20 protein-coding genes are annotated in these 21854 nt (G+C 43.2%); 15 read left to right on the forward strand and 5 right to left on the reverse strand.

The annotated features are described in order from the left end of the window. Entirely contained in the window at window positions 1–1467 is a 1467-nt protein-coding gene (locus CRO25_RS04090) for a HAMP domain-containing sensor histidine kinase (protein ID WP_079693840.1), read from the forward strand. Between the two features lie 233 nt (window positions 1468–1700). Here the strand turns inward: CRO25_RS04090 and CRO25_RS04095 are convergent, their stop codons facing one another. Continuing rightward, a complete protein-coding gene (locus tag CRO25_RS04095) occupies window positions 1701–2561 on the reverse strand; it encodes a helix-turn-helix domain-containing protein (protein WP_179132071.1) in 861 nt (286 codons plus the stop codon). Window positions 2562–2688: 127 nt separating this feature from the next. On the opposite strand from CRO25_RS04095, the gene CRO25_RS04100 reads away from it, so the two are divergent. From CRO25_RS04100 to CRO25_RS04130, 7 genes are all read left to right on the forward strand, one after another. Further along, window positions 2689–5154, forward strand: coding sequence for a glycoside hydrolase family 2 protein (locus CRO25_RS04100; RefSeq protein ID WP_079693838.1), 2466 nt, complete (start codon window positions 2689–2691; stop codon window positions 5152–5154). A 109-nt stretch (window positions 5155–5263) separates the two neighbouring features. Continuing rightward, window positions 5264–6157, forward strand: coding sequence for a sugar ABC transporter permease (locus CRO25_RS04105; RefSeq protein ID WP_079693837.1), 894 nt, complete (start codon window positions 5264–5266; stop codon window positions 6155–6157). Window position 6158: 1 nt separating this feature from the next. Beyond that, complete coding sequence (locus CRO25_RS04110; protein ID WP_063562693.1) at window positions 6159–7055, forward strand: carbohydrate ABC transporter permease; 897 nt, start codon at window positions 6159–6161, stop codon at window positions 7053–7055. A gap of 76 nt (window positions 7056–7131) precedes the next feature. Beyond that, the gene (locus CRO25_RS04115) at window positions 7132–8766 is read left to right on the forward strand and encodes a hypothetical protein (protein WP_063562692.1); all 1635 of its coding nucleotides are present in this window, start codon (window positions 7132–7134) and stop codon (window positions 8764–8766) included. A gap of 170 nt (window positions 8767–8936) precedes the next feature. Further along, window positions 8937–9887: an LLM class oxidoreductase gene (locus tag CRO25_RS04120; RefSeq protein WP_079693836.1), complete on the forward strand. Its 951-nt coding sequence runs from the start codon at window positions 8937–8939 to the stop codon at window positions 9885–9887. A gap of 66 nt (window positions 9888–9953) precedes the next feature. Beyond that, window positions 9954–10175: a DUF896 domain-containing protein gene (locus CRO25_RS04125; protein WP_076289250.1), complete on the forward strand. Its 222-nt coding sequence runs from the start codon at window positions 9954–9956 to the stop codon at window positions 10173–10175. A 195-nt stretch (window positions 10176–10370) separates the two neighbouring features. Further along, window positions 10371–11009, forward strand: a complete 639-nt coding sequence (locus tag CRO25_RS04130) for a sugar O-acetyltransferase (RefSeq protein WP_079693835.1) — start codon at window positions 10371–10373, stop codon at window positions 11007–11009. A 97-nt stretch (window positions 11010–11106) separates the two neighbouring features. Here the strand turns inward: CRO25_RS04130 and CRO25_RS04135 are convergent, their stop codons facing one another. Next, on the reverse strand, window positions 11107–12459 hold the full coding sequence (locus tag CRO25_RS04135) for an MATE family efflux transporter (RefSeq protein ID WP_079693834.1): 1353 nt from the start codon (window positions 12457–12459) through the stop codon (window positions 11107–11109). A gap of 171 nt (window positions 12460–12630) precedes the next feature. Here CRO25_RS04135 and CRO25_RS04140 point away from each other — a divergent pair, with 171 nt between their 5' ends. The 5 genes from CRO25_RS04140 to CRO25_RS04160 all read left to right on the forward strand — a co-directional run bounded on the left by CRO25_RS04140 (window position 12631) and on the right by CRO25_RS04160 (window position 17489). Beyond that, a complete protein-coding gene (locus tag CRO25_RS04140) occupies window positions 12631–13311 on the forward strand; it encodes a TetR/AcrR family transcriptional regulator (protein ID WP_079693833.1) in 681 nt (226 codons plus the stop codon). 277 nt (window positions 13312–13588) lie between these two features. Further along, window positions 13589–14479 (forward strand): helix-turn-helix domain-containing protein, encoded by an 891-nt coding sequence (locus CRO25_RS04145; protein ID WP_079693832.1) that lies wholly within the window; start codon window positions 13589–13591, stop codon window positions 14477–14479. A 157-nt stretch (window positions 14480–14636) separates the two neighbouring features. Next, entirely contained in the window at window positions 14637–15701 is a 1065-nt protein-coding gene (locus CRO25_RS04150; RefSeq protein WP_079693831.1) for a Gfo/Idh/MocA family protein, read from the forward strand. A 328-nt stretch (window positions 15702–16029) separates the two neighbouring features. Beyond that, the gene (locus tag CRO25_RS04155) at window positions 16030–16524 is read left to right on the forward strand and encodes an RNA polymerase sigma factor (protein WP_076289255.1); all 495 of its coding nucleotides are present in this window, start codon (window positions 16030–16032) and stop codon (window positions 16522–16524) included. After that, window positions 16521–17489: a hypothetical protein gene (locus CRO25_RS04160; protein WP_079693830.1), complete on the forward strand. Its 969-nt coding sequence runs from the start codon at window positions 16521–16523 to the stop codon at window positions 17487–17489. Before CRO25_RS04155 ends, CRO25_RS04160 begins: the two co-directional genes overlap by 4 nt. A 174-nt stretch (window positions 17490–17663) precedes the next feature. Here the strand turns inward: CRO25_RS04160 and CRO25_RS04165 are convergent, their stop codons facing one another. Beyond that, on the reverse strand, window positions 17664–18545 hold the full coding sequence (locus CRO25_RS04165) for a LysR family transcriptional regulator (RefSeq protein WP_079693829.1): 882 nt from the start codon (window positions 18543–18545) through the stop codon (window positions 17664–17666). A gap of 186 nt (window positions 18546–18731) precedes the next feature. On the opposite strand from CRO25_RS04165, the gene CRO25_RS04170 reads away from it, so the two are divergent. Next, complete coding sequence (locus tag CRO25_RS04170; RefSeq protein ID WP_079693828.1) at window positions 18732–19715, forward strand: aldo/keto reductase; 984 nt, start codon at window positions 18732–18734, stop codon at window positions 19713–19715. Between the two features lie 26 nt (window positions 19716–19741). Here the strand turns inward: CRO25_RS04170 and CRO25_RS04175 are convergent, their stop codons facing one another. Together CRO25_RS04175 and CRO25_RS04180 are read right to left on the reverse strand one after the other, a co-directional pair. Then, window positions 19742–20323: a YdeI family protein gene (locus CRO25_RS04175; protein WP_079693827.1), complete on the reverse strand. Its 582-nt coding sequence runs from the start codon at window positions 20321–20323 to the stop codon at window positions 19742–19744. Next, window positions 20313–20777, reverse strand: a complete 465-nt coding sequence (locus CRO25_RS04180) for a VOC family protein (protein ID WP_079693826.1) — start codon at window positions 20775–20777, stop codon at window positions 20313–20315. Before CRO25_RS04180 ends, CRO25_RS04175 begins: the two co-directional genes overlap by 11 nt. A gap of 109 nt (window positions 20778–20886) precedes the next feature. On the opposite strand from CRO25_RS04180, the gene CRO25_RS04185 reads away from it, so the two are divergent. After that, window positions 20887–21798, forward strand: coding sequence for a YafY family protein (locus tag CRO25_RS04185; RefSeq protein ID WP_079693825.1), 912 nt, complete (start codon window positions 20887–20889; stop codon window positions 21796–21798). Window positions 21799–21854: the final 56 nt, after the last annotated feature.

The following is a 21854-nucleotide window of genomic DNA, read 5'->3' on the forward strand; positions in this document are numbered from 1 at the left end:
ATGAAACTTGTTCATCAAATTAACCTTGCGTTCGGATTGTCACTGGTTCTGATCCTCTCCGTCACGGCCGTTTTACTTCATTATGTGCTGCTGGATCATTTCATTGGGACAGAGAAGAATGATCTCAAGACGTTAAGTGCGGCGATGTCCGCTTCTATAACGAAAACGGGGGATCTCACAATGAGTCCTGTACTTTCCACTGGAGCTGCGGTCACGATGCCGCCTAATTCGAATATTACGGGTATGCAGTCCGTCCAGTTGGTAACGGGAGAAGTTACGAGTGCTCCTTCAACACTCATTCCTGCGGATGTTGAAGCCTTTGTCACTGATTTTAACGGAAATGTACTGTCAGGGACTTTGTCTGTGAGTGGTACAACCGGAATAGCGAGCAGTAACACATTGACTGAAGCTGTACCAGCAAACTTGTCGAAATACACAGCGGTCACTTCGTCCAGCATCAAGGATCTGTGGAAGGGAACGGATGGGCGTTATGTGATGGATGTCAGTCCCATCCCCCAAGGAACCCTGACTCTGTTGACGCCCATGAGCAAGATCAAAGCAATTGAACAGGCGCTTCTGGGGCGTCTCATCCTGGTGATCTGTATCGTTGGAGCCATTATGTTCCTGCTCAGTTTGTTTATTACGAAAAGGCTGATTCAGCCATTGATGAATCTGAAGCAGGAACTTAAGAAGGTCAAACAACGTCATTTCACGGATGTGCAGCTGGTCAAGGCTGGCGGTGAGATTGGAGCTGTGGCACAGACGGTATACGAGATGGCTGGCGAACTGAACAGGTTCAATGAGGTGCAGAAGCAGTTTTTCCAGAATGCTTCTCATGAGCTGAAGACCCCTCTGATGTCCATTGCAGGCTATGCGGAGGGCATTCGAGATGGAATCTTTGAAGGTGAGAACGTTCGTAAAGGGTTGGACGTGATCCTGGGGGAGAGCGGTAGATTAGGCAAGATTGTGACCGAAATGACGCTGCTTGCGAAGCTGGATAGTGAAGAGGATATCTTCAAACCTTCCAAGGTCAGTCTGAACGAATTGTTGACGGAAACATCCGAACGTGTCAATCCGCTGCTTGTAAAGAAAGGACTTACACTCCATATCGCTTGTCCGGAGAATAAAGAGCTGTTCATCATGGCTGATCAGGATAAACTGCTGCAGGCACTGCTCAACGTCGTGACGAATGCCGCAAGATACGCCAAAGAAGAAATTCACATCACTGCGAACTTGGAAAAAGGGAAGATCGCGCTATCCGTCTCGGATGACGGTCCCGGCTTTCCGCAGGAGCTGCTGCCCACCTTATTCCACCGTTTTGTCAAAGGAAAAGATGGTGATTCCGGACTGGGTCTGGCGATTGCCCGGGCCATTGTGGAACGCTGCGGCGGGCTGATTCAGGCCACCAACCGTAAGGAGGGAGGAGCTGTAATCTCGTTTGGCTTCCCTGCGGCCCAGCGTGTCTGAAAGGAAAGGACGGCAACAATATCCTTCTAGCTGCACCAAACCTCGAAGTGAGAGAAATAGATCAAATGCTCGGAGGGGTTCGTGTCGCCAATCGCCAATATAAATACTTCGCATAAGTTGCTTTGTGTGTACTCTGCTCTCCCTGCCATATAGGGAGAGCTTTTTTTGAGTTTTGAGTACGGATGTGATGGGATGGGATGCCGTAGATACCACTACATGGATGCTTTGAATCCTTATGGCAGCAGCGATTCCTTATTCATTGTCGCGTTTTTACGGAAATCTAGCGGAGCTTGATTATAGTATTTTTTGAACTGATGGTAGAAGTGGCTGACGTTCTCAAATCCCGCTTCCAGTGCAATCTCAAGCACGCGAATCTCAGTCGTGAGCAGCAAGTTTTTGGCTACATTCAGCCGAAGCTGATTAATATACTCTGTTGGTGTCTGATTCAGATATTGACGAAAGGCACGGTTCACATGACCAACGCTTCGACCTGACAATTCATAGAGCGCATGAAGACCACGAATCATGTTTTCTTTCAGCTGCATTTTGGAGATCGCATGCTCAAGCCACAGCGGGAGAATGGGTTGTTCAATGGTATCCAACTCAAAGAAATGCTGCGTAAAAATCTGAATAATCAGCCCTTTTGCGTATACGCGAGCCTTCTTCTTATCCACTGTGGAGAGCATCATAATCCGTTCAAAGCTTCGAACCATCTCTGTCATTTCTAACTGAGATAACATGGCAATCTGGGGAACGGGAGCCTGCAAGAGTCCTTGCGCATACTTCTGTTCATTCAAGTAGGCCAAAGCTTCATCTATTACTGCGGATCGACACGGGCTATTCAGAAAACGGCAGTCCTGAGTGCCTTCCGGCTCATAACGGTGAATATCATGCGGTCGAATAAAGACAAGGCAGCCCGGCCTTAAATGCTGGGTTGTTCCATTGACGATATGTTGGCACTGCCCTTCACTTAGAATGAAGAACTCGTAAAAGTCATGGGTATGCTCGGGTGATACTTTCGATAAGGAATCGACCCAGAACGGATCTACGAGCAGGTCGTGATGGATGTGAGTAGACGCTGTGTATTTGATCATGGCTCTAACCTCTCCAATTATTGTTAATGTCAAAATAGCACACGAATTCCGTGAACACAACATAAGAAAGTATGGAGGCCTCTTGATAGAATGAAATAGATTACAAAGACATCAGGAGGTATCACAAATGTTGCTTATCGATCTCAATGGCAGGTGGCAAATGAAGAGAGTGGATCATGCCGAATGGCTTCCGGCTACGGTTCCAGGTTCGGTCTTTAATGATTTGCTACAAGCTGGACAAATGGAAGACCCTTACTACCGCGAGCAAGAGCGGGTGGCACTTGAACTGTGCAATTATGATTATGAATACAAACACTCTTTTGAAGTAAGCGAAGCGGATCTCAAGCATGACCGGATCATCCTGTTATGTGAAGGGTTGGATACGATTGGCGAATTGTTTCTGAATGGAATGAATATCGCGAATGTAAGTAATATGCATAGTACTTATGAAATCGATATTACCTCCTTTATCAAACAAGGTGAAAATACCATACACATTATTCTTCGTTCCCCTGTGGAGTATGTACTGCGTAAACAAGCCGAGCGCCCGTTGATTAACTGCAGTGATGCAGTAGAAGGAATCTCCCATTTGCGTAAAGCACACTCCATGTTCGGTTGGGACTGGGGTCCACAATTACCTGATTTGGGAATCTGGCGGAATATCTCCATTCAAGGCTATGATCATGCCCGTTTGGAAGATGTCTACATTACACAGATGCATAGCGAAGGTAAGGTAACCTTAGATGTTCGCGTAAGGGCATCTAGTTGGGTCCAAGCAGAGCGTGAGATCATGGTCACATTAGATACACCATCCGGGGAGACGTTGAAAGGATGCACGTCTGTCGTGAATGATGGGGATCATCATATCTGGATTGAAGTGGACCATCCCGAGTTATGGTGGCCGAATGGTCTGGGCAAACAGCCATTGTATCAGCTGAGCGTTGCGCTTATAGAACAAGACGTGGAGCTGGATCGTGATGATAAGCGCATTGGACTGAGAACATTAACTGTGAAGCAAGAGCAGGATCAGTGGGGTGAGTCCTTCGAATTCGAAGTGAACGGTGTATCTTTTTTCTCGATGGGTGCTGACTATATTCCGGAAGATAACATCTTGCCGCGCTGTAACCCAGATCGGACAGAACGATTGATCAAGAGCTGTGCGCAAGCCCATTTCAATACAATTCGTGTCTGGGGTGGGGGACATTATCCGGAGAATTACTTCTATGATTTGTGCGACGAATACGGCTTGATTGTATGGCAGGACTTGATGTATGCCTGCGGGGTATATGAACTGACTGAGGAATTTAAGCAATCGATTACTAAAGAGACCATCGATAACATGAAACGCTTGCGTCATCATGCCTCATTAGGAATCTGGTGTGGAAACAATGAGCAGGAGATGGCTTGGGTTGAATGGGACTGGGCGAAGAAAACATCCTTACAGTTACAAGCAGACTATATTAAGCAATATGAGGTATTACTTCCGGCTATTGCGAAGGAATATGATCCGAACACGTTCTACTGGTTAGCTTCACCTTCATCCAAAGGCAGCTTTGACAATCCGAACGATGAAAATTACGGAGACATGCATTACTGGGATGTGTGGCATGGCAAGAAACCTTTTACCGAATTCCGCACATTGTTCCCGCGCTACATGTCCGAATTCGGATTGCAATCCTTTCCGAATCACAAGACCATAGAGACATTTACGTTGCCGGAAGACCGCAATATCTTCTCACCGGTCATGGAATCTCATCAGAAGAATGGTACGGGCAATGAGAAAATTCTGTATTACATCGGGGAGACGTATCGCTTGCCACAAGATTTCAATTCCCTGTTATACGCTTCACAGCTCATTCAGGCTGAAGGTATCTCATGTGGGGTAGAGCATTGGCGCAGACATCGTGGACGCTGTATGGGTGCACTGTACTGGCAATTGAATGATTGCTGGCCTGTTGCTTCCTGGTCCAGTATCGATTACTTTGGTCGCTGGAAAGCACTGCATTATGCAGCCAAACGCTTTTTCGCACCTGTTCTTGTATCGGCTCAGGAAGATGGTTCGAAGGTAGAACTTCACGTGTCGAATGAGAGTAGGAGTGCTGTAAAAGGAGAATTGAAATGGAGGCTCATGGATTCGCAATCCAATGAAATCGTAGCTTCTTCAAAAGTGATTGATTTGAAAGCGTTATCAACATCATTATTTGAACAGCTTGATTTCACTGTGATGCTTGATACAACTGCTAAGAAACGGAATACGTATTTACAGTTTTCCTTTGTGGTGGATGGTGAAGTTGTCAGCGAAGGTACAGTATTATTTGTGAAGCCAAAGCATTTTGGTTTTATTGATCCTGCGATTGAGACCACGATGACAGAAGAAGAGGATCATTTTGTTATAACGGTTGATTCGAAAGCTTTTGCACGGTTTGTGGAGCTGGATTTCAGTGAATTAGACGGTATTTTCAGTAACAATTATTTTGACTTGTCAGCAGGTGAAAGAAGGACCATTTCTCTGAAGAAAGATGATCTCAACAAACCGGCATCCCTTGAAGAACTGCAATCACAGCTAATCGTACGCAGTGTATTTGATTTGTAAGTTGTTACTTCGCCTTTTCTGATATTGCCAATCCAATCGATAGATATCCGATCGTTATTATATGTTACCGCTTTCAATTGATCTCTATACTGATGGCAGAGGTGGTTAAATGATTGAACGACTGGCAAAATACCGTTGGCAATATGTAATGATTCTACCTGGTGCAATCCTACTGCTTCTCTTCAGCTACATTCCGATGGTGGGCATCCAGGTGGCATTCAAGGATTTTCACATCGGCAGCACGATGTGGAGTAGTGCATGGGTTGGTTTGGAAAACTTCTCATTTTTGCAAGATGAACAGTTCTGGATTGTGGTGAAGAATACAATTTACATCGCGATTCTCAAGTTTGTGTTCGGATTTCCAGCTCCTATTATTTTGGCATTGCTCATCAATGAGGTGAAAAACAACAAATACAAGCGGTTTGTCCAATCCGTAAGTTATCTTCCGCATTTCTTTTCGTGGATCGTGGTGGCTTACATTCTGCAATCCCTGCTGACGTTGGACGGCGGATTGGTCAATCAGTTGATAGAGAAGCTCGGGGGAGATTCAATCTTTTTCTTGGGATCCACGGAGTGGTTCCGGCCCATGATCGTAGTGAGCGGTCTATGGAAGGAGGTCGGCTGGAATACAATCTTGTATCTGGCGGCAATTACAACGATTGACCCGCAGCTCTATGAAGCCGCTAGGGTAGAAGGAGCAGGACGGCTTGCACAAATTCGCAACATTACACTGCCGGGTATAATGCCGACCATCTCTATCGTGTTGATTCTCAGTATGCCTGGACTGATAGCAGTAGGCATGGATCAAATCTATCCTCTGATGAATCCGGCCAATCAGCCAGTCGCAGATGTGCTAGACACATATATTTTACGAAATGGCTTGCAGCAAGGTTATTTTGGAATGGCCACTGCAGTGGGTCTCCTTTCTTCGGTCATCAGTCTGGTGTTGGTACTATGCACCAATCAGATGGCGCGAAAGTTCAACGGAGAGGGGCTTTGGTAATATGAGAACTTCTATGAGGGAACGGGTGGGCCAGACAATTATTGTGTTTCTATTGGCACTTCTCTGTATCTCGGTAATCTATCCATTCACGTATATGCTTGCCGTTTCCTTAAACGTTGGCAGCGATGCGGCAAAAGGCGGTGTCTATCTGTGGCCTAGGGAGTTTACTTTGTACAATTATGAGGTTGTGCTTGGGAATTCGGTTATTCAACATGCTTACTTAATTACGATATCCCGAACGATCGTAGGCACTTTTGTCGGCTTACTCATCACACTACTGGCGGCTTATGGCTTGTCCTATCGGCAGCTTCCTTTCAGGAAATCCCTCCTGGGATACGTGCTGATTACGATGCTGTTTAGTGGCGGATTAATCCCTTTGTATATCCAGCTTAATCACTTGTCATTATTAAACTCATTCTGGGTGTATATCATTCCGTCCGCTTTCTCGGCGTGGAATATGTTTGTGATGATGAAATTCATCCAGGGGATTCCGGAAGCACTGATCGAATCGGCTGAGATTGATGGCGCCAATCCTGTCCGCATTCTCTTCGTTATTATTATGCCGCTTTCGAAACCCATGCTTGCAGCCATTGGCCTTTTTACTGCAGTGGGGCACTGGAATGACTGGTTTTCTGGCGCATTTTATGTTTCAGATCAGAATCTGATTCCGGTTCAAACGTTTTTGCAACAACTGCTGTCTGCCCAGGATATCTCGACTGTCCTCGGATCCAACAATAATCAGGAAGCGCTTGCCCGGGGCACCATGCTCTCTAACGTTACACTCATGTCCATCAAAATGGCGACAGTCATGGTAAGCGCGCTTCCGATCTTGTGTGTGTACCCATTCCTGCAAAAGTATTTTGTAAAAGGTGTGCTTATCGGCTCAGTAAAAGGATAACCCAATGAAAAATGAAGTAACAGAATGGGTTTTCTAATCCTATACAATTTCAAAATAACCGAGGGGGACGCATGTGATGAGTTTACGTCAACAAAAGGGAAGAAAGCTGGCGCTATTATCCTTGGCTCTACTGATGTTTGGGATAACGGCATGCTCAAGCAGTAGTACGGAGAGTGGCAGCAGTTCTGCAAATTCCTTTAAGCTATGGCTGGGATGGAATGCAACAATTAATAACCAAAGTATGGTCCAAATGTATTGGAAAGAAAAGGAGCCGGGCATAGACGTTCGGCTGGAGGCTACGCAGGGCGATGTAATGACAGAGCTGAACCTGAAATTGAATACTGGTGGTTTTGATGATGCAGCTCTGTTCTCACGTAGTGATGTCGTGACCACTGCGATGACGCGTTCGGGCAGCGTTCTTCCGCTGGAGCAATACTTCGATATGCCGGATAAATATCCTGGATTGGCCTCCATTCCGAAAATCTATCTGGATCAGATGAAAGCTTCGGACGGACATATCTATTCCATTCCGACATGGTTTGATCAAAATCCCGATGATCCTTGGCCCGGTTGGGCTTCCTACGGCTGGTTTGTCCGTACAGATGTACTGGAGAAAACCGGCATGACGATGGATGATCTGAAATCGTTGGACGGTATAGAGAAGTATTTGAGATTGTCGGCTAAACAGAAAGATGAAAACGGGAAACCGTTGATTCCCCTTAGTTTTCTCTCTGACGCAAGCGATGAAAATGTCATCCTAAGTACATTTGGCGTTACGGTCAGCACAGCGGGTGGCGTCATTCCAGTAGAGAAGCAAGGTAATGACTTTCAGTTTATCTATGACAATCCACATTATAAAGCGGCTTACCAATGGATGAACCACATGTTCCGGGAAGGGCTTCTGGATCACGAAGCGATTACAGACAAGAAGGAGCGCTACAAAGAGAAAAACAAATCTGGACGTGTAGCCATGAATGCAGGTGGGTTCTTTAATATGGACGCCCAGTTATGGGAGGTTCTCGATGGGCCAACCGATCCGGCATGGTACTATGATGTCATTCCCTATCCGAAAGTGGATGGCGTGAGTGAGATTGGCGCTAATCAGATTATCAATCCTTATCCTGCCAATGACGTTTTTATCAATAAAAATACTAAAAATCTCGATTCCATTCTTGCTTTCTTCGATTACACACTACAGCCTAAGCCCGAACAGCAGCAGGTTGTGAACGAAGGTCCGCCAGGAGTGTTCTGGGATTGGGTGGATAAACCGTTAGGAAAATGGGTGTACACGGACGAGAAATATAAAGCGTTGCATGACTCTGGAGATCAAGCGAAGAAGGCAAGCACGACGCCAGAGCTTTATGCGGCATCTTCCTATAGTAATGACTGGTACCCATGGTGGAATTATGGGGTTACTGATCCGAAAGGAAGATTCAAAACGATCGAATTCACCGAAAAGATTGGCAAAATGGGTGGGACCCGGGTTGCTGAAAACTACGATATGGTGAAGGCCAAACCGGGTGGCTTATGGGAGAAATATTTGCCTGAACTTGATAATGTGCGAAAAGAGTATAAAGCCAAGCTGATTATGGCTAAGGATGACTCACAATTTGAACAGGCTTGGAGTGATTTTCAGGCTGCACTGGAAAAACGAGCACATTGGAGTGAGCTCAAACAGGAATGGCATGAGGAGCTTCAAGGCAAGCAGTAAATAGGAGACGGGGACTGTCGAACGTGACAGTTCCCGTTTGGTATAAAAAAGTATACAATATCACAAATTTTATCCTATAGAACAAAATTGTGCGTACTATTTTCTGAAGGTTATATGGTTTATCATTGCCTTTGCAAATGAATATTGGATATTTATGCGGAGGTCAGGAAATGAATAAATTTGAATCACATCTGGGCTATACAAACATGTTTAAAGAAGACCAACTTACGCTCGGGATATATTTTCCAATAGAGTCTTATAAGGGTAGTATCCCAGAGATGCAGTTAGAGCAACAAATGCAATTGGCGAAAAAGGCAGAAGAAGCGCGCTTTGCTTCCTTATTCGTTAGAGATGTTCCTTTAAATGTTCCAAGCTTTGGGGATGTGGGACAAATATATGATCCATGGGTTTTTCTTGGATTCTTAGCAGCTCATACGAAAAAGATTTCATTGGGTACCGGAAGTATGATCACCACACTACGCCATCCGTTACATGTAGCAAAAGCGGCAGCTTCTGTTGATCGAATTTCCGGAAAACGTCTTGTGCTGGGCGTTGCTACGGGGGATCGCCCTAGCGAGTTTTCAGCGTTTTCAGTGGAGCGAGAACAACGTGGTGAATTATTTCAAGAATCTTTGCAAGTCATGAGAAAAGTCTGGAATGAAGATTTCCCGGTAATTCATTCACCAAGCCTTAACCTTCAGGGTGGCGATTTGTTACCCAAACCGGAGTTAAAGGATATTCCAATTTTAGTAACAGACCATTCTTCGCAGACACCGGAATGGATAGCAAAACACAGTGATGGCTGGCTGTATTACCCACGAAATATCATTGATCAAGCATCACTTATTCAACAATGGCGTACATTAACGGATGAATTTAAGCCTTTTAATCAGTCTTTATATATCGATTTATCAGAAAATCCAGATGAAGATCCAACTCCTATTCACTTAGGGTTTAGGAGCGGATATAAATTTTTAATTGAATACCTCAATGCTTTAAAAGGAATCGGTGTGAATCATCTTGCATTCAACTTGAAATATGGAACACGTCCGGTTGACGAGGTGATTCAAGAATTAGGGGAGGAAGTGGTTCCATATTTCCCGGCGTTATCTAATAAATAGGTGCAATGTATGCATTTCGGTGCTAGACTACCAGTAAGATTAATTGTAAAGAAGGAGAGGAAAAGGATGATTAAACATTTAGGTCGCATTAATGAATTGGCGAAAAAAGAGCGTGAAGAAGGTTTGACCAATGCGGAACGAGTTGAACAACAAGTATTACGAGAAGACTATTTACGGGAAATTCGTGGGCAAGTTCTAAACACTTTTTCAGTGCTTACCATACTTGATCCAGATGGAAATGATGTAACACCGGACAAAGTACGAAATGAAAAGGGAATCAGTTTGTAGGGAAAATAAACTTTTTGGGAAGAACGAAAAGCCTCCGAGTATTCATTGACAGAAATGGTGTGGATAAATACACTTGTTTTGTAGTTGATTTCGTAGGATGCTTTTTATACACTTTATAAATATTCATTATAAAGGTATTGTACAAAGTTTTAGGTTGATTCATGTATCGAAGTAATCATAACAGGAGTTGATAACATGACTGAAGAAGAACGAATTTTTAATGGGATCTTATTTAGTCCCGGCCATGCTGACCTTAAGGCTATTAAGCTTCGCTCTCACAATTTAAGTAGTCAATACAGTCGTACTTTTGAGGATCAAACGGAGGAACGCGAATCATTACTCATGCAGATTCTGGGTCGAAAAGGAGAGCGTTGTTTTATACAAGGCCCCATTTTCTTTCATTATGGCGTTCACACAGAAATCGGTAACCACTTTTTTGCGAACTACAATCTGACCGTCCAGGATGATGCTAAGGTTACCATTGGTGATCACGTCAGCTTTGGACCTAATGTGACCATTGTTACACCGGTTCACCCATTCATTGCTTCAGAACGTCGACAAATGCTGGACCAAAATGGGGAACCTAAGTCGCTCTGTTATGCTAAACCTGTCACCATCGGAAATGATGTTTGGATTTCGGCTAACGTCACCGTATGCGGCGGTGTTACCATTGGAGACGGATGCGTCATTGGCGCTGGAAGTGTAGTAACCCAAGATATCCCTGAAGGCTCTTTTGCAGCGGGTGTACCCTGCAGAGTCATTCGTCCCATCACAGAATCGGACAGCATGCGTTATAAACCGGAAGTTCTGGCTGATTGCAGCGTAATTGAGTAAAACACATAAAAAAGAAATCCGTTCCTAGACAAGAGGAACGGTTTTCTTATTTTGATTAGTATTTCGTTGATTAGGTGGAAAGCTTATTAACTGTTTTCTAATGTACTAGATTCTCTAAATCTGGCTGCAATTTGTTGCGCAGAATATACAGCATGATAGCTCCAACAAGGAACGCGACGAGATCCGCAATGACGAGTGACCATACAACCCCATGGAAGCCATTCAATCGGTTGGCGATATAGAGTACAGGAATCAAAGTAATTCCTTGAATGACTGACATAACAAACGCGGCGGTTCCTTGCGCTGTTGCTTGGAAGATCCCCACAAACAACGAGGTCATTCCTGTAATGAACAAGGATAGGAACGTCACATGTAGAATGTAGCTACCCATTTCAATTAATTGCGGGTCATTCGTAAATAAACCAATTAAGTGATCGGAAATCAAATAGACGACAACGCCGAACACAACAGCTAACGCAACAATCGTTTTGATCGTAAATCCAATGGTATGCTTCATGCGTAATTTATTTGCTGTAAAAGAGAAGGCAATCAACGGCACAACTCCCTCGCATAAGCCCATCAGAATAAACTCAGGAAATTGCAACAAACGTGATGAAATTCCGTACCCCGCTATGGCCTGATCTCCATATTCGACAAGAAAATGGTTCAAAATGAGCGACATTGCACCCAAGAAGATACTCATGATAAAGACGGGAACTCCGATTTTGAAAACATTACTCATAATTTCCTTGGAAGCCTTAAACCATTTTACGGAGACAGTCAAGAATTGGCTTTTATATCCCATATGGTATGCGTAAAAAACACTGGCAACCAAGTTAGAAATGACCGTTGCAGAAGCAACGCCGATTACACCCCAATGGAAGATGAAGATGACAATCGCATCAAGAATAATATTTACAACCACGCTAAGAATCATACCGATCATGGAAGTGATTGCCGCACCCTCCGAGCGCACGATGTTCTCCAGCGTGAAGAATAATATGACGAATGGTGAACCGATAAGCATAATCGTGACATAGTCTTTTGTGAATCCGAAGGATTCAGCCGTTGCTCCCAAGCTATGAACGATTGGATCGATCAGCGGGAGGCCGATGGCTATTACGATAAGACCAAGAACTAAACTGCTGTAAAAGGCGAATGAGGAAACATGTTTTAGGTCATCATATCTTTTTTCTCCTAACAAACGGGAGATAAATGTACCGCTACCCATACCAATCAAGTTGCCGAGGGCCATAATCACCGCGAATAACGGTAAGGTTAGAGCGAGTGCAGTTAACATGGCAGTATTGCCTAATGTACCAAGGAAATAGGCGTTAAGGATAGAATAGATGACACTCATCGACGTGCCTAACATCATCGGTACAGCGAAGTGAGCTATGGCTTTTGCGATCGGTGCTTTTTCAAAATAATGGAGGTTTTCTGCATCCATGTGTGAGTCACTACTTTCTTCATTTTTTTATTGAAATGATTTGAAATTCGAACGATATTCCAATTTTCAATCTAACAGTGTTAGTTTGTGCCTTACAGTGTTAGATGTTATCATGAACTTATGAACCTGTAAAGCATAATCTTACACTGTTAGATAAAAGGGCGGATATGGATGAAAAAACAACAGCCTCAGATTTCGGAGGATAAGATTTTGGAAGCTTCTTGGGAGCTTCTTGGGGATGAAGGCATTGAGAAATTCAGTATGAGGCGATTGGCCGATCGGCTGGGTATTCAGGCTCCTTCTCTGTACTGGTACTTTAAGAGCAAGCAGCATCTCTACCAGCATCTGGCCAACCAGATATCGAAAATGATCCTGAATGAATTCCAATCCGACGGGGACTGGAAGGTGCAAATGGAGGGCCTTGCGATATCGATACGGAGTGTACTCCGCCGGTATCCCTGCTCCACGCAGCTTATGATGCAGACGCTGCCCCATGAGCCGGACATGATTCGCTTCACCAACCGTATGCTGCTCTGTATGGAATCTACGCCACTTGAGCAAGAGCAGAAATTGCAAGCCGTTCTTACGCTTGTGAACTATGTTTTCTTCTTTGTTCTGGATAATTATGAGCACCAGCGCACGGTCTCCGTAATGATTAAGAACCAGGGAGAGCTTCCGGGCGGGGAGATGATCCAGCTACTGGACTCCATGAGCGAGACGGAAGCAGGACTGTTCCGGCGAATGCACAAGGGCGGGTTGTTTGAGATGATGGGGAGCGACGGAGCGTTTGAGTTCGGCTTGAAGCTGATTTTGTCGGGAATTGATCAGGTGATAAAGGAACAAGAAAATTAGAATGCAAAAAAACCGTACATCAGGATATCGGATGTGCGGTTTTTGATAAGGCTTATTGTTAATCTTATATTGCACCGTTACCTTCAAAATCGACTTGATGACGCAGGGCTACTCAGCAACAATTCTTATGAGAAAAACATTTATAAACATATCCTTTTGAATTATTATTAGGATCTACAGAGAATGAACAGAAGGAATTTGCACAGGAAGTTTTTATGAAAACGATTACAAGATATATTATTGAATGCAACACATATAAGGAGGACAGCTAGCGTACATGAGTTTATATCTAGAAATCCCGGAACTTGACAAAAGACTCCCATTTCGAAGCTTTATTCATAAAGGAGATGTGCTCTGTTATCCTCACTGGCACAAGGAAATTGAAATTATTTATGTTACCCAGGGAAGCCTGGATTTGGGGTTGAATGACAAGGTAATCCGTCTGAAGCAGGGGGAAGTCCAATTCATTAATGGCGGTGACGTCCACTTTTTTTTGTCATCCCCTGATAGTGAGCGAATTGTTATTCAATTTGATCTGAGCCTGTTCCAAGACGTATCCACACTAATTTACGATGATCGATCGCTTCGTGACATTTTTACTCAAATAGAGCAATCCAGCAGGAACTGGCCTCGTGAAACGGCAAACAAGCTTCTTCCTCTTCTTCAAAACATAAGCACAGAAGATTACGAGCGCAAAGAGGGCTATGCATATATGATCAAGGCCAAACTTTATGAAATGTTGGCTTTTATTCTAAGAGAAGTACCAAGGGGGAATGAGAAACATCGACCACAAATCTCGGAAAATATCCTAACTCCGACCAAAGAAATGCTATTAAAGCTGGAACGAATTTTTGAATATGTAGAAAGCCATTACCAGGAATCAATTATACTAAAAGACGTTGCCGACTATATAGGGTTCAGTCCTTATTATTTCACTAAGTTTTTTAAGAAAAATACAGGAATGACCTTCGTAACTTTTCTAAATGAATATCGACTTAATAAAGCGAAATGGATTTTGCTCAATGAAAACTATTCGATTACCGAAATAGCAGAGCAAGCCGGATTCAATAGCGTTAAGACATTTCATCACTTCTTCAAGGAAGCGACGGGGACATCGCCTTTAAAGTATCGCATGACAATATCCGGGAATAAAACAGCAAGAAAATAGGAAGATAGTCTTTTATGAGACTTGTATGATAAGGGTATTAAACAAGTTGAGGTGCTATACATCTTGCATAAATCAAGGTCGCAGCCACTCATCTTTTTTACATAAAGTTTGCTGTGAGAAATCTAACATGTAGGCATATTCAAAAAGGGAAAGGACGATGAAGATGAATAACCGAATTTATAATATAGCAATTGTTGGCTTTGGGGGGATGGGCAGCTATCATTGCCAGTTAATTGATCCTGTATCACAGATTTCCGTAATCGGGGTATACGATACTGTTGAATATCGGATGGAATTGGGAAAGGAAGCCGGCTATAAAACATACGCAAGTCTGGATGCTGTTCTGACAGATGAGCTGGTGGATATCGTTTTGATTGCTACACCTAATGATGTTCACAAAGATATAGCAATTCAAGCTCTGCAGGCGGGTAAACATGTCATTTGCGAAAAACCGGTTACAATAACCAGCAAGGATTTTAATGATATTGTCAAGGTAGCGAACGAGGAGAAACTTGTCTTTACGGTTCATCAAAATCGTCGCTGGGATGAAGATTTCCGGACTGCCAAGGACATCATCGATAAAAAGACATTGGGCGAGCTGTTCCATTTGGAATCTCGGGTTCAAGGAGCCAATGGCATTCCTGGCGACTGGCGCCAGCTGAAGGATTACGGTGGAGGTATGCTGCTGGATTGGGGCGTGCATTTGCTGGACCAACTGCTACGGATTACAGATAGCCAAATCGAAAGTGTAGCGGCTAATTTAAGTTATATTTTGGGAACCGAAGTGGATGATGGCTTTACGAGTTATATAACATTTAAAGATGGCCTTACGGCACTTATTGAAGTGGGAACGACCAATTATGTGAAGTTACCGAGATGGTATCTCAAAGGAACGGAAGGTACAGCAGTGATTAGGGACTGGGATTTAAGTGGAGAGATTATCACTCGAAATCCGGATGTTGCTCATATAGAGCCGAAACCTATCAAAGCGGGGCAGGGATTGACCAAAACGATGGCACCGCCGTCCGAACAGTCCACACTAAAGTTTGCGATTGAAAAGCTGGATTTGGAGGAGCAAAGCTTCTATGAAAATTTCGTCTCTGTACTCGAAGGGAAATCTGAAATTGCAATTAAGAATGATGAAGTTCACAGAGTACTTGTACTGATTGAGACCATTTTTGAGGCAGCAGTGACCAAAAGTGTAATCCATAGAAGTATTTAACACGCTTTCTGTTATTGCTGTAACTACCATAGATGCGTTAAATCGTGTAAGCCGTCATAATGACGGCTTTTTGTCTGTCTAAATTTCCGTAAGTTTAATTGTGGCCAAAAGGCTCGCTATATGATGAATCCCAATTGGATTTTATTCGTCAAAGTCGCTATTTTAGCGGCTTTTTATTGTTTTATCTTACAAATCTATATCCGTCCTTGAGAACAAGAGGTTGATCTGGTCACTCGTTTGAAAAATATCTAAATATTAAATTTACAACAAAATGTGACCAAATGCCGTCCTTGAGAGTGTTAGAGATATAAAGGAGGGCAGAACAACCATGCAGCGATCAATGCCCCAACGGGGAGATCATATGATGAAAGTCTATGAGACTTACGCGGATACGCTGTTCCGGATTGCCATGGTGCACCTCGGCAGGAGAGAGGACGCGGAGGAAGCCACTCAGGATACCTTCATCAAGTTAATGGAAAAAGCCCCTACATTCAACGATGCAGAACATCAGAAAGCATGGTTGATCCGGGTCATCACCAATCATTGTAAATCCTTATTAGGCAGAGGCTGGCGCAAACGGGAGGTCAAGTTGGAGGGAGCAGATCCCCTTACGACAGACGACCCCGAAGATCAGGCACTGATCGAACTCGTGTTGTCACTGCCCGTCAAGTATAGATCGGTGGTTCATTTGTACTATTACGAAGATTATCCGATCCGGGAAATCGGCGAGATTCTGCAGATCAGCGAGTCTGCAGTGAAGATGCGATTGAAGCGGGGAAGACAGCTGTTAAAACTGGAGCTGGAAGGAGAAGAACCCCAATGAACGAGGAACAATTCAAACGAAATTATAAGAAAGCGGTGGACCATATGAAAACAAATGACCAAATGAAAAAACGGATAGAGCAAACCTTGAACGCACAACGCCATGAACAAAAGCGCCAGCGAAAACCTCTATATATTGCAGCGAGCGTCGTCATTGCTGCCAGTGTTGTACTCGCGGCGCCAAGCATATGGCAGCAAGTGAGCGGACCGGCCGCGCCAGCGACGCAGGTGGCACAGGTCACTCCGGGCGCATCATTCGACCCTGTGGTGATTCCGAAGACAGAGCTGCCGGATTCAAAGAACGGCGTGAAGGCCGATATGCTTCAACTGGTGGTTTATCAGGGCAACGTCTATACACAGTCTGCTACATCGCTTGACGGTACGGATGCGCTTGCCCTGCGAGGCGAGAAGCTCGGTACTACAACAGGGGGCATTCATGAGCTGAGCGACAAGGGTGAGTACACGGAGCTTTCCTCCAACATTGGAGAAGCGGACATCTATGCGGTCAACGGCTACGACACGAATTTCCGTATCATGTCTTACACCGAGATCGATGGTCAGGTATATGCCCAACTGTTTGACCAGAGCAACGGCATCACTATCGGCAGCGGCGAAGACCTTATCGGCAAGCTTCATCTCGAAGGCAACGTCACTTCGGCGCAGTGGGAGACCTTCGCCAGCTGGAACAACGGCTTGCAGCAGCTGCAGCCGCTCGCAGCGGACAAATCGCTTAACAGCTTTATCTCAGCGCTTTACGCGGCTAAACCGATAGCAACAAGCCCTGAACTGGAGGAGCGCCTTTACGGGCAGGAAAATCGCAAGATCATCTACCTGACGCTCGAAGATAAGACGCAGGTCCAATTAGTTCTGTTTGGGGAAGGTCTGGTGCGTTACGGCAATGTACCGGTATTCTTCGAAATCGAGAAAGGTGCCTTCCAAGCGTTCTGGAACAGCCTGGGCAAGTAAGGCGAAGCTAGCGATTGATGAACATTTAGGATTAGGGAGATGACTTGATGCTGAATCCAAAAATACCGGAGAAGGTCACCTAACTGTTCAGATAAAATTAAGATCGTAAAAGCCCACGTATTGCTCAAGTTGGAGCAGAACGTGGGCTTTGGGTTATTTAAATAATCATGGAGATTAAGTTTGATAGGTATCTTTTATAAACTGAATAAAGTGTGCAGTAGCTGAACTGAATATTTTATTCTTTTTCCAAGCGAGTACATGACTAGTGGTTCGTTCAGGTTCAAATGGAACAAAACAAGTACGACTACTTTCCCGGATCGTATAAGATCCACTCACACAAATGGCATATCCAAGTTTCCGTTCTACCAACAGCATAGCATTCGTCAGTAAATTATGTGTTGCAAAAATTGACAGGCTATCATTCTCAACTCCAAGCCAGCTTGCAATCTCATTTTGTACAATTGTACGTCGGGGCGGAATTAAGGGTAAAGCAAGAATATCTTCAATACCAATAAATTTTTTCTGAGCAAGAGGATCATCACGTCTCATCAGAATCCCCCACTTTTCCTCATAGGGTAATCGAATATATTCATACTTTACAGCTTCAATTGGTTCCAAAAATATACCGATATCGATATTTCCTCGATCAAGTTTCTCTCTAATGTCATCTCCATCTGCGCTGTACAATTCATATTGTACCCTAGGGTGCCGATTGGAGAATTCCTCTAATAATTCTGGCAACGCTCTAGAAACGGCGGACTCAACACATCCAATAGAAACAACGCCACCAATCAAATCTTTTTGTTCTGCCAGATCTCTTTCTGTCTTATCTAGAAGGGAAATAATTTCTTTTACCCGTTGTTGAAAAAGTAGCCCGCTATCGGTCAGCGTAATTTGCCTCTTGCCCCGTACAAACAAACGAGAACCCATCTCTTCTTCAAGATCCATAAGCTGTCGGCTTAGTGTTGGTTGTGTAATGTGAAGGATTTCTGCTGCTTTTGTTATATTGCCTACGTTAGCCACAGTTAAAAAATACTTCAAAACACGAATATCCATTCTAATCATCCTTCCATAAGTCCACTAATGGATAACTTACAGATTATTATACGATACATATTAGGCATGATAAAACATTCATCATAGGTATTAGAAATCTTTCACTTTGGAAATTACCATAGGAGTAGATACTCTTAAACAAATTTATAAGCCTGATAAAAAAAACGGTTAAGAAAGGAAACGATGATGAAGAAAAGAATGTTGGGAGTCAACGGTTTGGAAACCTCTGAAGTTGGATTTGGATGTATGGGGCTGAACTACCATCGGGGACCGGCAAAAGACCGGGGTGAAATGATATCCGTTGTACACTCAGCTATTGATGCTGGCATCACGATGTTTGATACAGCGGAGGTTTATGGGCCATACACCAATGAGGAGCTTGTTGGTGAAGCGCTCACAGGGCATCGGCATAAGGTACAGATTGCAACGAAAGGAGGCCATAAGATTGCTAGCACAACAAATGAACTGGACAGCCGACCAGAATCCATTATTCGTTCGGTTGAAGGATCATTAAAAAGATTAAAAACAGATTATATCGATTTATACTACATCCACCGTGTTGATCCAAAGGTTCCAATTGAAGATGTGGCGTTGACGATGCAAAAGCTGAAAAAAGAAGGTAAGATTCTCCACTGGGGTTTGTCAGAGGCGAGCGCTACAACGATTCGTCGTGCGCATAACGTTGAACCACTGACGGCAGTGGAAAGTGAATACTCGATGTGGTGGCGAGAGCTTGAAAGAGACATTTTTCCCGTACTAGATGAGTTGGGGATCGGATTGGTAGCTTATAGTCCCTTGGGTCGTGGATTTCTTACCGGGAAATTAGACAAGAATGCTTCATTCACGGAGAACGACAACAGGGGCGAGCTTCCGCGGTTTACAAAGGAAGCGATGGAAGCAAATCAGGTGGTTGTTCAGTACCTAAACAAACTGGCTGAGAAGAAAAATGTAACCACAGCGCAAATTGCACTAGCATGGATTCTTGCTCAGAAACCCTCTATTGTACCTATCCCAGGCACAACAAATGTCAGTAGAATCTCAGAAAATGTTGCAGCATCTGATATTGTCTTCACCGAGCAGGAATTGATGACAATTAATGATGAGATTAGCAAGATCCAAATTGTGGGTGACCGCTATCCCGAATCTGAGAAGAAAAAGACAGGCAATTAACAGGTTAAACACCTCACCTTGAATATTCAAGGTGAGGTGTTTTGGTTGTATAGGCGCCCATTGTCATTCCAATTACCATACATTTTATTTTGTTTGGTGTTTGCTATAAACTTATCTAATCTTTTGTTAAATAACTCAGGTTGAGTTTTATAGCTTTGGATGGTGTCGATTCGAATTCTTTTATAAAGATCTGGGAATGCCGCAAAATTCTGATACACATCCGTGTCCTCTTTCAACCTCTGCTCAATAATAGGGTCAATTTTAAATGATTCGTAACTGAGATCAGGGAGAGCCTTTCGACCTTCATCTGTCATTAATCCCAACGATTCAAGGCGACGGGCTCGTTCTTTATTCAATTCAGTCCACGAACTTTTTTTGCTTCGAGGAGATAACCTTTGAGCTAATTGAGTCTGGGAAATTTTCTTTTTTTGTCCATCAATCCATCCAAAACACAAGGCTTCTTCAACAGCATCCAGATATAGCAGCGTACCTGGTGTTGATTTCATACTCACAACGATCCAGCAAGAATTTTCAGTCAGGCAATGTTCTTGAAACCAAGATCTCAATTCGCTTTTTGACTTTGCTGGAAGCAGTTCGTTAAGTAGCATTAGAAATTACGCTATCCAGGAATGTGTTAGCGTCGCGATTAAACTTCCAAACGATACCAAATTTATCAACCAACATTCCGAAGCAGGAAGACCAAGGCATCTCTGATAATGACATGATCACATAGCCGCCTTCAGACAAATTAGTAAAGTAGTTTTTCATTGCCTGTTTATCATCAATAATGATACTAATGATTACATTGTTACCTTTAACCAGCTCACCCGTTACATTCTTCATCGAAGGAAGAACATCCGACATCATTATTTTCCCACCAGCGAATTCTAACGATGACTCCATAATCATATTCAACTCATTTTCTGGCAATGGATAGTTTGGATCTTGTGAAAAATCCTTGAATTTCACTTTTTTCACCTTACTTGCGTTTAAAGCTTCTGAGTAAAACGCGATGACCTGTTCTGTGTTCCCATCAAAATTTAAATATGCAATAACTGACATGATAAAACCTCCTTCTTGTAATACATGAAGTGTAAGCTATAATAGGTGACAGCTAGATTGTCACCTATTATAGCTATATTCGAAATTTATTTACCTAAAGAGGACTATCATGAACAAAATTGAAAGATTAATATCGATCATAATGATCTTGCTGCAAAAGAATGTCGTATCAGCTACCGAATTTGCAAAATTATTCAATGTGTCCAAAAGAACGATTCTACGTGATATGGAAACACTTGGATTATCTAACATTCCCATTTATTCTATAAATGGAGTGAACGGTGGATATGGGATTATGGATGAATACAAAATAGACAAACGACTTCTAAGTAGCAATGATTTAGAAAATATACTAACTGCACTGGGCGGATTAGGGAAAATTCTCTTTAGTGACGAAGTAGAATCAACGCTTAAAAAGATTGAATCGATGATAGGTTCAACGATTTCGGGAGGTACAATTCAACTGTCTTTTTATAATTGGGATGGTCGTCCTGAAATTGTCCAAATCTTAAAGACCTGTCAGGAAGCAATAGAGCAAGGAAGGTTACTTACATTCGATTATATAGATCAAAGTGGGGTCAAGTCACAGAGACGGGTCGAGCCATACCAACTTCATTTTAGTGAAATGAGTTGGTATTTGAAGGGGTTTTGTTTAGATCGAATGGAGTATCGAACGTTTAAACTGTCCAGAACGGATAATCTGAATATCGATATTAAAACATTTATTGCTAGAGATTATATGACTGAACAGAAAACAGAGCAATATTATCAACCGAATCTAATTACAATTAAAGTATTGATCTCACATCGAATAAAAGATCAATTTATTGAAAGATACGGTCAAAAAAGGATTAAGGCTCACAATTCCGAACTGCTTATAGCCGAAATAGATATGCCGCAAAACCACTTTGGATTCCGGTTTTTAGCTAGCTTTGGAACGGATTTGGAAATCATAGAACCTAAAGCATATGTTGAAGAATTTCGAGAGTTTCTAAATGCCATGATAAATAAATATGTCTAAGAACCCATATCTTAATTCTGTTGAATGTTTCTTCTTTGTATAGGCCGGTCTCTTTT

The organism is Paenibacillus sp. RU5M, assembly GCF_900221055.1.
Lineage (GTDB): Bacteria > Bacillota > Bacilli > Paenibacillales > Paenibacillaceae > Paenibacillus > Paenibacillus marchantiae.